Genomic DNA, 12021 nt, shown 5'->3' on the forward strand with positions numbered 1-12021 from the left:
GCTATTGATTAAAAGGTTTCAGATCGACACGCGCCATCATCGCGGCCAGCTGTGGACGGTCGGTCACGCCAACGTTGCTCTGGCTTACCGCCAGCGCAGCCACGGCGGTGGCCAAACGCAAAGTGTGTTCACTGGATTCACGCATCAGCAGGCCGTAAATCAGGCCGCCGACCATCGAGTCGCCGGCACCCACGGTGCTGACCACTTCGCAGGCCGGTGGCTTGGCAATCCAGGCGCCGGACGCGTTGACCCACAGCGCGCCTTCGGCACCGAGGGAGATAACCACGTGGGCAATGCCCTGATCGCGCAGCGCATGCGCCGCTTCGACCACGTCAGCCAGCTGCGGCAACGGACGCCCGGCCCAAATTTCCAGCTCGCGGCGATTCGGTTTCACCAACCACGGCGCCGCTTTCAAGCCGGCAACCAGGGCTTCACGGCTGCTGTCGAAAATGATGCACGGGCACTGGGCGCGCAAACGGATCATCCAGTCGGTGAAAGCGTCGGGATCGACCCCCGCCGGCAGGCTGCCGCTGACCGCGACCATGTCGAACTGGCCCAGCCAGCTCAGGGAATCGGTCACGAAACGTTCCCAGTCCTGCCCGCTGACTTCAAAACCGGAGAAATTGAAATCGGTGACTTCACCGTCTTTTTCGGTCAGTTTGACGTTAATACGGGTGCGTCCCGGCACCACCTGGAAGCGGTTGGCAATGCCCAGATCGCTGAACAGCAGTTGGAAACCGTCCTGGTTGTCTTTTCCCAGGAATCCGCCCACCGTCACATCAATACCCAGATCCTTCAGCACCTTGGCGACGTTGATGCCTTTCCCGGCGGCGTGAAGGCCGGCGGTTTTGACCAGGTTCACTTCACCGCGCTCGATCTCCGGGCAAAAGCCCACCAGATCGTAAGCCGGATTCAAGGTAATTGTTGCTACTCTTCTGCTCATGCTGCGCCCTCGCCCAGTCCTTCGTTAATCGCTTCACCGATCGCCTTCAGCGCCGTTTCAGCATCTTCACCTTTGGCGGTAAAACGCAGGTGATGTCCTTTTTTCACGCCCAACGCCACCACCTTCATCAGGCTACGTCCGTTGGCCGGTTTGCCACTGCCATCCAGGTTAGTGACGGTAATTTCACTGCTGAATTGCTTGATCACATTGACCAGTGCCGTGCCCGGACGGGCATGCAGGCCGTGTTCGTTACGGATCACGTACTCAGCGCTCAGCGTGGTGTTTTCTTCTTCCACCTCACTGGTCAGTAATGCCAACAGGGTGACGGCATCCGCGTTCAGCAAGCGTTCAGCTTTGTTCGCCAACAGCAGATCGCTGAGGTAATTCAGCACCGCCAGCGGCTGCTGGTCAGCCACCGACAGCGTCAGCAACAGCGCAACCTGCTCGCCCTCTTCGTCAAACGGCTGCGCCGGACGGCTTACCGTAGCCGCGCTAGCCAAGTTGCCTTCGGTGCTGTCGCTCAGCCAAATGCCCTGCCCCAGATTCAGCGGCTTGCGGGTGATGACGTCGCTGACGAATTGAGCGTTAACCGCACCAATTTTCTGCAGGCGGCCCGCATTCAGCGCCTGCAGCGTCATCAGGCTGTCGGCGGCCACGTCTAGCGCAATCAAGGAAGCGTCGAACTTGAATTCCGCCGTCAGCTTTTCGCCCATCAACAAGCTGCGTAACTCTTCTGCCGAGGTGGTTTTCGCCAGCTGTTCGGCTACGCTGTCGTCGCTCAGAACGTGGGTCAACTGACGCAACAGCGCCAGGTGTTCATCGGAACGTGCGGCAATGCCGATCACTACGTAAGCAGTTTGGCCTTCGCCCCACTCGATACCCTGAGGGAACTGAAACACCTGCACGCCGGTGTTCAGCACCAGATCGCGGGTATCGGTAGTGCCATGCGGGATGGCGATACCGTTCCCAAGATAAGTGGAAGTTTGCAGCTCACGCTGCAACATGCCGTCCACGTAAGGCGCGCTGACGCAGCCGGCCTCGGTCAGTGCGGCAGCCACCTGACGGATGGCTTCCTGTTTGTTACTCGCGGTAGCACCCAGGTGAATATCTTGCTGTGACAACTGGAACATGATTCTCCTCTCCTGCTGAATTGAATCGTTTCAGCTTCGTTGGGAAAAAGGAGCGTTACCGGTACGACATTATCGCGCCCATAACGCTGAAACGTTTCAAGGAGTGTGTAAGGCCCCATGAACGAAAGCAAGTTTTCTCAATTTTGACGTGATAGATTTTTGACCTTACGCACACTTTTCCAGAAGGGTTACCCGTTGCAGCGCTAAAATGACATACTGTGCTGAAATTTTGCTGACGGAGGGAAACATGACTGTAGTGGCGGGCGTAGGCGTAATCATTGTCAATGAACAAGGGGAAATTTTGCTGGGCAAACGCTGCGGCAAGCACGCCCCCTTCTGGTCCATCCCCGGCGGGCATCTGGATGCCGGCGAAACCTTTGAACAGTGCGCACAGCGTGAGATCGCCGAAGAAACCGGGCTGATCATCGCACCACCGAGCTTTGTCGGCATCAGCAATAATCTGCAAACCTGGCGCGCCGAGGGAAAGCATACGGTTTCCATCTGTTTGCTGACGCCCCATCCTGGCGGGGAAGCCGAGCTGAAAGAGCCGGAAAAATGTGCCGAATGGCGCTGGTGCCTGCCGGAGGCATTACCTGAACCGCATTTTGAAGCCAGCCGTAATGCCATTCATCTGTGGCTGACGGGCCAAACTTACCTACCGGCAAAATAGCTGTTTTCAATCACGGTTTCTCTCTCCCTTCCGTGATCTCGCTCATAGTCTGATAAATCCACATGAAAAATGCGTTATATAACCCAGAATATAACGCTGAAAAATCCCCCGAACGACCATTTTTCTTCTAAAAATACCCCTATAGTATTAGATGACTTTACCAATAGTACCTATACTTCCTCAGGTATGTCGGCGCTCGTCCGGCACTTTTTTTTGGCAAGGTTTTCCTTGGTATTTCATAATTATAAGCGGATTCAATATGACCAATAAACTCACTGGCTTGATAAAAAAGCACCGCTGGGGATGGCTGTGGATTTTGCTGCTCGGAATTATCCTCGGGGCAGCATTATTGGCGGGTACCGCCACCGTATTCCATAAAACCAGCGACACCGCCTTCTGCGTCTCCTGCCACACAATGCAACAACCGCTAGCCGAATATCAGGGCAGCGTTCACTTCCAAAATACCAAGGGCATTCGCGCTGAATGTGCCGACTGTCACGTTCCCCATGAGCCCCTCGACTACCTGTGGACCAAAATCCGCGCGGTAAAAGACATTTATGGCGAGATGGTGGGCACCATCGATACGCCTGAGAAATACGAGGCGCACAAGCTGGCCATGGCGCAGTCGGTCTGGAAAACGCTCAAAGAAAACGACTCCGCCACCTGCCGCTCTTGCCACAGCTTTGACGCAATGGACATCACCGCCCAACGGCCTGAAGCGCGTATCCAACATCCGGTGGCCATCAAACAGGGTGAAACCTGTATCGACTGCCATAAAGGGGTCGCGCATATCCTGCCGGACATGAGCGGTGCAGCCCAGGCTGGTGCCGCCGAGTTGGCGAAAGCCGCCGCTGAAACCTCGCCAACCGCCACCACGTTGTACACCATTGCCACAGAACCCTTCTTCCTCAAACCGGACGACAGCCACAATGCCGGCAACCTGATGCCATCCACCGAAGTGCAGGTGGTGAAACAGGAAGGCGACAAAGTGCTGGCCAACGTCACCGGCTGGCAGCAAGACGGTGTCGCTGAAGTGTTCTACGCCGCGCAGGGCAAGCGCATCCTCAGCGTGCTGCTGGGTGAAGACGCTCGCAAACTGCTGAAAACCGGCACCACCATGACCGATGCCGAAACCGGTCTGGTATGGCATCAGGTTTCTCTGCAAGTTTGGCTGCCACGCAAACAACTGATCGACGATCAGCAAAAGATCTGGCGCTACACGGCAGATATGATGTCGGCCAACTGCACCGGTTGTCACGGCCTCACAGCCCTCGATCGCTTCAACGCCAACCAGTGGATCGGCGTAATTAAAGGTATGGCTCCACGCACTTCGCTGACGCAGGAACAGCTGCGCGTTCTGACACAGTACGTGCAGAAACACGCCAGTGACATGCAGCCAGCCGCACCAGCCAAGCTTTAAGGGAGAAGCGAAATGAGCAAATATCAACAACAAGCGTTAAAAATGAGCCGCCGCCGCTTCCTGACTGGCGCGACCGCGCTGGCCGCAGCACCGCTACTGGCGGGCCTGTGGCCCAAGTCAGCGTTGGCCCAGGCCATCAGCCAGGCGCTGCCGCAATTCGTCGTGTTGCGTCAGGCACAAAAAGGCATTTTGACCGGCGCGCACTGGGGCGCCTTCGAAGCCATCGTCCAGGACGGTAAAATGGTCGGCGTGCAGCCGGTCAAAGACGATCCTTATCCGAATGAACTGATCACCATGGCGCCCTATCAGGTGCACGCCGAAAACCGTATCAAATACCCGATGGTGCGCAAAAGTTGGCTGGAAGGCGGCCCTGGCAGCCGTACCGAACTGCGTGGTCGTGACGAGTGGGTACGCGTCAGTTGGGACAAGGCGATTGATTTGGTCTGTGGTGAGATCACCCGCTTGCAGAAAGACCATGGCCCGCAGTCCATTTATGCCGGTTCTTATGGCTGGAAAAGCGTCGGGATGCTGCATAACAGCCGCACGCTGCTGCAACGCCTGATGAACCTGACCGGCGGCTTCCTTGGTTACGCGGGCGACTACTCCACCGGTGCCGCGCAGGTGATCATGTCGCACGTGGTGGGCTCCATGGAGGTTTACGAACAGCAGACCGCCTGGCCGAACGTGATTGAAAACAGCCAACTGGTGGTGCTGTGGGGCTGTAACCCGATGATCACGCTGAAAAACAGCTGGAACGTCCCGGACCACTACGGCCAGACGGGCTTTGAGGCGCTGAAGAAGAAAGGCACCCGAGTGATCAGCATTGATCCGGTACACAACGACAGCGCCAAATTCGTCGATGCTCAGTGGATCGCTCCGCGTCCTTATACCGACGGCGCCATGCTGATCGGCATCGCCCACACGCTGCTGACCGAGAAGCTGCATAACCCGGACTTCCTGAAAACCTACACCGCCGGTTTCGACAAGTTCCAGGCTTATCTGTTGGGTGAAACCGACGGTACGCCGAAAACTGCCGAATGGGCGGCCGATGTGTGCGGCGTCGATGCTGACGTGCTGCGTCAGTTAGCACGCGACATGGCGAAAAATCGCACCATGATCATGGGCGGCTGGGGGATCCAACGCCAGCATCATGGCGAACAGCAGCATTGGCTATTGGTTACCGTGGCGGCGATGCTCGGCCAGATTGGCCTGCCGGGCGGCGGCTTCGGCTTCAGCTATCACTACTCCTCCGGCGGCAGCCCGACGGCGAAAGGCGGCATTATTTCCGGTATCTCTGCCGGTAACGCACCGAAGAACTCACCGGCACCGATCCCGGTGGCGCGCATCGCCGAATGCCTGACCAACCCGGGCAAGACAATTAATTTCAACGGCGCACAGGTCACCTACCCCGAGGTGAAAATGGTGTATGTGGCGGGCGGCAACACCTTCCACCAGCATCAGGACACCAACAATCTGGTCAAGGCCTGGCAGCGGCCGGACACCATCGTGGTGAACGAGCCTTATTGGACTGCCACCGCCAAGCATGCCGATATCGTTCTGCCGGCCACCACCAGCTACGAACGCAACGATCTCGAAATGGGCGGCGATTACTCACAGCTGTATGTGTTCCCGATGCATCAGTGCGTCGCGCCGCAGCATGAATCACGCAGCGATTTCGATATTTTCGCGGCCATGGCCGCCAAGCTGGGGGTGCAGGACGCCTTTACCGAAGGCAAAGATGAAACTCAATGGCTGAAAGGCATGTACGATGACATGAAAACTCAGGCACGTGCAGCCCGGGTAGCCCTGCCACCGTTCGACATGTTCTGGGAGTCCAACAATTACGTGCGCTTCCCGGTGCCGGAGGCCAATACCCAATGGGTGCGTTTCGCCGACTATCGCGAAAACCCGCTGCTCAATCCACTGGGGACGCCATCCGGTAAAATCGAGATCTACTCCGACGCCATTGCAAAAATGAAGTATCAGGATTGCCCAGGTATTCCGACCTGGATGCCACCGCATGAATGGTATCGCGGCCCGGAAGCGGTGAAATACCCGCTGTCGCTGAACACCGCGCACCCGATCAACCGCCTGCATTCGCAGCTCGACAACACGCCACTGCGCAAGAAATACGCGGTAGCCGATCGGGAAGCGATTGTGATCCACCCGCAGGACGCCCAGTCACGCGGCATTGCCAATGGCGATCTGGTGCGGGCCTTTAACGATCGCGGCCAGATCCTGGTGGGTGCGGTAGTGAGCGAAGACGTGCGCCCTGGCGTGGTGCGCATCAGCGAAGGTGCCTGGTTCGATCCGGCCGATCCGTCACAGCCGGGTTCGCTGTGCAAGAACGGCAACGTCAACTGCCTGACCTTCGACGTCGGCTCCTCCAGCCTGGCTCAGGGTAACTGCGGGCAAATGGCACAGTTGCAGATCGAGAAGTATCAGGGCGAGGTGCTGAAAAACACCGCGCACGACGTGCCGGCTGGCGCCTAACGTCGAAGTTTGTCATACCCAGGGCGATGGTGACATCGCCCTTTTTTTAGCCTTATGCAGGAAAGAACTTTTTACCATTAAGCAGAATGAAACCGGTTTTTGTTCTTTTTAAACAGGCGTATTATGCGCGCGACTCCCTCATTTACGGCTATTTGCTGACCTCTATGCCTACTTCAACTGCGGTAACGCGACGCTCGCCCGATCTGACTTCGCTGGCCTTTTTAGTGGTGGCGTTCCTCACCGGGATTGCCGGTGCGTTACAAACCCCGACGCTGAGCCTGTTCCTGGCAACCGAGGTAAAGGTGCGCCCTTCCATGGTTGGGTTATTTTTCACCGGCAGCGCGGTGATCGGCATCCTGGTCAGCCAGTTTCTCGCTCGACGTTCGGATCAAAAAGGGGATCGCAAAACGCTGATCTTCCTCTGCTGCATGTTAGGGGCACTGGGCTGCGTACTGTTCGCCTGGAACCGTAATTATTATCTGTTGCTGGCAGTCGGCGTAATGCTGACCAGCTTCGGCTCGACCGCCAACCCGCAGATGTTCGCTCTGGCGCGCGAACACGCCGACCGCACCGGCCGCGAAGCGGTAATGTTCAGCTCTATTCTGCGGGCTCAGGTTTCTCTCGCCTGGGTTATTGGGCCGCCTATCGCCTTCGCGCTGGCATTGGGATTCGGTTTTAAGGTGATGTATCTGGCCGCCGCCGCAGCGTTTATCCTGTGTGGCGTGCTGGTGTGGAAAATGCTGCCGTCGATGCGTAAAACGCCGGTGGCTTCCAGCACCACGCTGGAAGCTCCGCGGAAAAATCGCCGCGATACGCTGCTGCTGTTTTTAGCCTGCACCTTTATGTGGACCGCCAACAGCATGTATTTAATCAATATGCCGCTGTATATGGTGCATGAGCTGCAACTGCCGGAAAGGTTGGCCGGAATATTGATGGGGACGGCGGCCGGGCTGGAGATACCGACCATGTTGCTGGCCGGCATGGTAGCGAAGCGCTTCGGTAAACGTTTCCTGATGCGTTGCGCGGTGGCGGCGGGCCTGCTGTTTTACTTCGGGTTACTGTTTATCACCGGCACCTGGCAACTGATTGCCCTGCAATTGCTCAACGCGGCGTTTATTGGCGTGCTGGCAGGCATTGGTATGCTCTATTTTCAAGATTTGATGCCCGGTCAGGCTGGGGCAGCAACCACTTTGTTTACCAACACTACGCGCGTGGGCTGGATTTTTGCCGGTTCAATCGCCGGCGTGGTGGCGGAGGTCTGGAACTATCACGCGGTGTTTTATTCCGCGTTGGCGATGGTGGTCGGCGCGGTGCTGTGCCTGTGGAAACTGAAAGACGCTTAAGGTGCAGTATCCGCTTCCAGCTTGATCAGATAGACCAATGCCTGGTCGCGGTGGTCATGGCACATTTCGCGGCTGGCCTGCAGGCTGCCGCAGACCTTGGGCCGCAGCGGTGAATGAAACAGGCCACAACGCAGCTGCTCGCTCAGATGAATGCAGCGGGTGTTGGCGGGCTTGCCGTTAGGCATGCCGGGGATCGGGCTGGATATTGAAGGCGCAATACAACAGGCGCCACAGTCGGTACGACAGTCCATCAGCGAGTCTCCCGGTGGGCTGGCGGAATTGAAGCGCGACAATATCAGTCGCGCTCATCGGCCGCCAGCATAATCCGTGTTGGCGCGCGAATCTTTACATCTCGCGTTTTAAATCGTGAATCGCCCCGTTTTCTCACCCGCCCGCAAATTGCCATAAGCTCCCCTTCCTCCGCCAATTAATGCATGAAACAAGCGTATTAGCGGCTTTACATGCGTCAACCGCACATGTACCATTGAGCTAGTACAAAAGAATCCACGGCCGACGAGGCCAATCAGGAGCAAAAATGTCCGCGGACACCATCCAGAAGCTTTCCCGCCCTTCAGTGCTTGGCGGCGCGATGATCATTGCAGGCACCGCCGTCGGCGCTGGCATGTTCTCCATTCCCATCGTCACTTCTGGCGTGTGGTTCAGCGGCTCCGTCGCGCTGCTGGTTTATACCTGGGCCTGCATGCTGATTTCCGGCCTGATGATCCTGGAGGCCGCCCTGCACTACCCAAGCGGCGCCAGCTTCCACACCATCGTCAAAGATCTGCTGGGTAAAGGCTGGAACGCCATTAACGGTATTTCCATCGCCTTTGTCCTGTACATCCTCACCTATGCCTATATCTCCGCCGGTGGCTCTATTATCGCCCACACGCTGGAAGGTATCGTCGGCGTCGGGCAGTCCACCGCCGGGTTGGTGTTTGCCGTGGTGGTGGCGTTTATCGTGTGGCTATCCACCCGCGCCGTTGATCGCCTGAGCACGATCCTGATCGGCGGTATGGTGATCACCTTTGTGATGTCGGTGGGCGACATGTTCACGCATGTGCAGCCGGCAGTACTGTTCAACCGCGGTGACGACCAGGCCAGCTATCTGCCTTACGCCCTGGCGGCGCTGCCTTATCTGCTGACCTCCTTCGGATACCACGGCAACGTGCCGGGACTGGTGAAGTACTACCACAAAGACAGCGGCGCAGTCGTGCGCAGCCTGGTGTACGGCACCCTGCTGGCGCTGGCGATCTATATCCTGTGGCAGTATGTGATTCAGGGCAACATCGCCCGCGATGCCTTCAAACAGGTGATTGCCGAAGGCGGCAACATTGGCAGCCTGCTCAAGCAGATGGGCAACGTTTCCAGCAGCCAGACCGTCGGCCAGCTACTGAACGCCTTCTCTTATATGGCGCTGGCGAGCTCATTCCTGGGGGTGTCGCTGGGGTTGTTCGATTACCTGGCAGACTTCTTCAAATTCAGCGATGACACCGTCGGACGCAGCAAAACCGCGCTGGTGACCTTCGCGCCGCCGACCATTGCCGCCCTGCTGTTCCCGAACGGCTTCCTTTACGCCATCGGCTTCGCCGGCCTGGCCGCCACCGTTTGGGCGGTAATAGTGCCGGCCATGATGGCGCGTGCCAGCCGCCGCCGCTTTACCGAAGCGCAATATCGCGCTCCCGGTGGCTACGGCATGATCCTGTTCATCATTCTGTTCGGGGTGATCAACGCCGTCGCGCACGTGTTGGCATTGCTGGGTCTGTTACCGGTGTTCCAGTAATACCGTAGGGGATGGCGCCAGCCGTCCCCTTAGTCTGATGAGAAACACCCGAAAAACGTGGTTTTCGGATGTTTGAGGTAAATCAGAAGACACCATCCTTTGTTTTTATTTGCCCCCAGAACAGAACTTTTAACTGCAAAGGACGTTGTCAGCAATTTGAGGGGATGGCGGCCGCCGTCCCTTTTTTCTGTCACTGTTTTTGCTCGATCTGCTTGCCTGAAATCAGCGGCGCGAGTAACTTGTCGCAACTTCCCAAATACTCTTCATTGCAGGTTATTTTATATGGCAAAAGCTAACGAAATTAAGCGCGGCATGGCGATCAACTACAACGGCAAACTGCTGCTGGTGAAAGACATTGATGTGCAAAGCCCAAGCGCGCGCGGCGCCAGCACCTTGTACAAAATGCGCTTCTCCGACGTCCGCACCGGGCTGAAGGTTGAAGAGCGCTTCAAGGGCGACGATATTCTGGACACCATTAGCCTGTCACGCCGCAAGGTGAACTTCTCTTATATCGACGGCGAAGAATACGTATTTATGGATGACGAGGATTACACCCCGTATATCTTTAAGAAAGACCAGATCGAAGATGAACTGCTGTTTATTCCTGAAGGCGGTCTGCCGGGCATGCAGGTACTGACCCTGGATGGCCAGGTGTTGGCGCTGGAACTGCCGCAGACCGTGGATATGGAAATTGTCGACACCGCCCCGGGCATCAAAGGTGCCTCTGCCAGTGCCCGCAACAAGCCGGCCACCATGGCGACCGGCCTGACCATTCAGGTACCGGAATACCTCAGTGCCGGTGACAAAATCCGCATTCATATTGCCGAGCGCCGCTACATGAGTCGCGCTGACTAGTCGATATTCTGGGGCCTGTATGGCCCCTTTTTAATGGCTTAGGGCAAATCCGGGAAGAAGCGGCGTTTAAGCGCCAGCTCCACCCCGCGCAGTTCCGCCAACCCCTTCAAACGACCAATCGCCGAGTAGCCCGGGTTGGTTTTTTTCTTCAGATCGTCCAGCATCTGGTGTCCATGGTCGGGACGCATCGGGATCGGCCGGCGATCGCCTGCCTGATGGCGTCGTTGCTCCTCAGTGAGGATCGCCTCGATCACCGCCACCATGTCCACGTCGCCTTGCAGATGCGCACCCTCGTGGAAACTTTTCGGGTTTTCTTCGCGACAGGTAGCACGTAAATGGGTGAAGTGGATGCGATCGCCGAAGGTTTCGATCATCCGCACCAGATCGTTATCCGCCCGTACGCCGTAAGAGCCGGTACACATGGTGAAGCCGTTATACCGGCTGTCGACCGTTTGCTTGAACCACTGCATATCTTCAATGGTAGAGACGATGCGCGGCAACCCCAAAATCGGCCGCGGCGGATCGTCCGGATGCACCGCCAAACGCACGCCAACCTCCTCCGCCACCGGCACAATGGCGCGCAGGAACACCGCCATATTCTCTCGCAGCTGCGCCTTGTCGATCCCATCGTACTCCGCCAGGCGGGCGCGGAATTGATCGAGGGTATAGCCCTCTTCGGCCCCCGGTAATCCGGCGATAATATTGCCGGTTAGCTTGGCAACCTCCGCCTCGTTCATCGCGGAAAAATAGGTTGCAGCCTGCTCCTGTTCTTGCGGCGTGTAATCCTGCTCTGCGCCAGCGCGTTGCAGGATATGCAGATCAAAAGCCGCGAAGGCGGTCTGATCGAAACGCAACGCTTTCGACCCGTCCGGCAGTAAATACTCCAGATCGGTGCGCGTCCAGTCCAGGATTGGCATAAAGTTGTAGCACACGGTGTCGATGCCGCAGGCCGCGAGGTTACGCAGCGATTGCTGATAGTTAGCGATATGCTGCCGGTAATGGCCGCTGTGGGTTTTGATCTCCTCATGCACCGGGATACTTTCCACTACCGACCACACCAAGCCTTTCTCCGCCAATAGGGCCTGACGGGCCTTGATCTCTTCGACCGGCCACACCTCGCCATTCGGGATATGGTGCAAGGCGGTGACGACGCCAGTGGCGCCGGCCTGGCGCACATCATCAAGAGAGACCGGATCGTTCGGCCCATACCAACGCCATGTTTGTTCCATTATTTATCCTTGTAAAAATTGCCCAGTATCGCGGAAGTGATAAAGATCGCCCTGCCCGGCCATCTTGTTATACCAAAATAAAATAGATATCGGTTATCTTTCACCTTACTCTTTCGCCAATTGCTGTCAAAAGTGAAACCGTGATTGGTTGATCCACT

Annotated in this window: 10 protein-coding genes; 6 read left to right on the forward strand and 4 right to left on the reverse strand. The window is 57.1% G+C overall.

From position 1 onward, the window contains the following. Nucleotide 1: 1 nt before the first annotated feature. Nucleotides 2–943 carry a 1-phosphofructokinase gene (gene fruK, locus EBA31_RS17585; RefSeq protein ID WP_012145945.1) on the reverse strand — a complete coding sequence of 314 codons (942 nt, stop codon included), beginning with the start codon at nt 941–943 and terminating at the stop codon, nt 2–4. Beyond that, entirely contained in the window at nt 940–2073 is a 1134-nt protein-coding gene (gene fruB, locus EBA31_RS17590; protein ID WP_122079869.1) for a fused PTS fructose transporter subunit IIA/HPr protein, read from the reverse strand. Before fruB ends, fruK begins: the two co-directional genes overlap by 4 nt. Nucleotides 2074–2320: 247 nt before the next feature. Between fruB and EBA31_RS17595 the strand changes: the two genes are divergently transcribed. The 4 genes from EBA31_RS17595 to EBA31_RS17610 all read left to right on the forward strand — a co-directional run bounded on the left by EBA31_RS17595 (nt 2321) and on the right by EBA31_RS17610 (nt 7999). After that, on the forward strand, nt 2321–2743 hold the full coding sequence (locus tag EBA31_RS17595) for an NUDIX hydrolase (protein ID WP_122079870.1): 423 nt from the start codon (nt 2321–2323) through the stop codon (nt 2741–2743). Between the two features lie 259 nt (nt 2744–3002). Next, a complete protein-coding gene (locus EBA31_RS17600) occupies nt 3003–4163 on the forward strand; it encodes a NapC/NirT family cytochrome c (protein ID WP_020827764.1) in 1161 nt (386 codons plus the stop codon). Between the two features lie 12 nt (nt 4164–4175). Beyond that, nucleotides 4176–6656, forward strand: coding sequence for a trimethylamine-N-oxide reductase TorA (gene torA / locus EBA31_RS17605; RefSeq protein WP_020827765.1), 2481 nt, complete (start codon nt 4176–4178; stop codon nt 6654–6656). A gap of 164 nt (nt 6657–6820) precedes the next feature. Beyond that, a complete protein-coding gene (locus EBA31_RS17610; protein ID WP_115060988.1) occupies nt 6821–7999 on the forward strand; it encodes a sugar efflux transporter in 1179 nt (392 codons plus the stop codon). Here EBA31_RS17610 and EBA31_RS17615 read toward each other — a convergent pair. Beyond that, nucleotides 7996–8250, reverse strand: coding sequence for a YkgJ family cysteine cluster protein (locus tag EBA31_RS17615; RefSeq protein WP_044552526.1), 255 nt, complete (start codon nt 8248–8250; stop codon nt 7996–7998). The genes EBA31_RS17610 and EBA31_RS17615 overlap by 4 nt on opposite strands. Nucleotides 8251–8534: 284 nt before the next feature. Between EBA31_RS17615 and mtr the strand changes: the two genes are divergently transcribed. Beyond that, a complete protein-coding gene (gene mtr, locus EBA31_RS17620; RefSeq protein ID WP_020827768.1) occupies nt 8535–9779 on the forward strand; it encodes a tryptophan permease in 1245 nt (414 codons plus the stop codon). Nucleotides 9780–10061: 282 nt separating this feature from the next. Then, nucleotides 10062–10634 (forward strand): elongation factor P-like protein YeiP, encoded by a 573-nt coding sequence (gene yeiP, locus EBA31_RS17625; RefSeq protein ID WP_020827769.1) that lies wholly within the window; start codon nt 10062–10064, stop codon nt 10632–10634. A gap of 38 nt (nt 10635–10672) precedes the next feature. Here yeiP and uxuA read toward each other — a convergent pair whose 3' ends face one another. Then, a complete protein-coding gene (gene uxuA, locus EBA31_RS17630; protein WP_020827770.1) occupies nt 10673–11863 on the reverse strand; it encodes a mannonate dehydratase in 1191 nt (396 codons plus the stop codon). Nucleotides 11864–12021 lie beyond the last annotated feature (158 nt).

The sequence above is a fragment of the Serratia sp. P2ACOL2 genome (genome assembly GCF_003691565.1).
In the GTDB taxonomy this organism is placed as follows: domain Bacteria; phylum Pseudomonadota; class Gammaproteobacteria; order Enterobacterales; family Enterobacteriaceae; genus Serratia; species Serratia liquefaciens.

Bases quoted from the DNA above. Each gene is read 5' to 3' on its own strand.
- fruK (WP_012145945.1), bottom strand. From the start codon at position 943: ATGAGCAGAAGAGTAGCAACAATTACCTTGAATCCGGCTTACGATCTG.
- fruB (WP_122079869.1), bottom strand. From the start codon at position 2,073: ATGTTCCAGTTGTCACAGCAAGATATTCACCTGGGTGCTACCGCGAGT.
- EBA31_RS17595 (WP_122079870.1), top strand. From the start codon at position 2,321: ATGACTGTAGTGGCGGGCGTAGGCGTAATCATTGTCAATGAACAAGGG.
- EBA31_RS17600 (WP_020827764.1), top strand. From the start codon at position 3,003: ATGACCAATAAACTCACTGGCTTGATAAAAAAGCACCGCTGGGGATGG.
- torA (WP_020827765.1), top strand. From the start codon at position 4,176: ATGAGCAAATATCAACAACAAGCGTTAAAAATGAGCCGCCGCCGCTTC.
- EBA31_RS17610 (WP_115060988.1), top strand. From the start codon at position 6,821: ATGCCTACTTCAACTGCGGTAACGCGACGCTCGCCCGATCTGACTTCG.
- EBA31_RS17615 (WP_044552526.1), bottom strand. From the start codon at position 8,250: ATGGACTGTCGTACCGACTGTGGCGCCTGTTGTATTGCGCCTTCAATA.
- mtr (WP_020827768.1), top strand. From the start codon at position 8,535: ATGTCCGCGGACACCATCCAGAAGCTTTCCCGCCCTTCAGTGCTTGGC.
- yeiP (WP_020827769.1), top strand. From the start codon at position 10,062: ATGGCAAAAGCTAACGAAATTAAGCGCGGCATGGCGATCAACTACAAC.
- uxuA (WP_020827770.1), bottom strand. From the start codon at position 11,863: ATGGAACAAACATGGCGTTGGTATGGGCCGAACGATCCGGTCTCTCTT.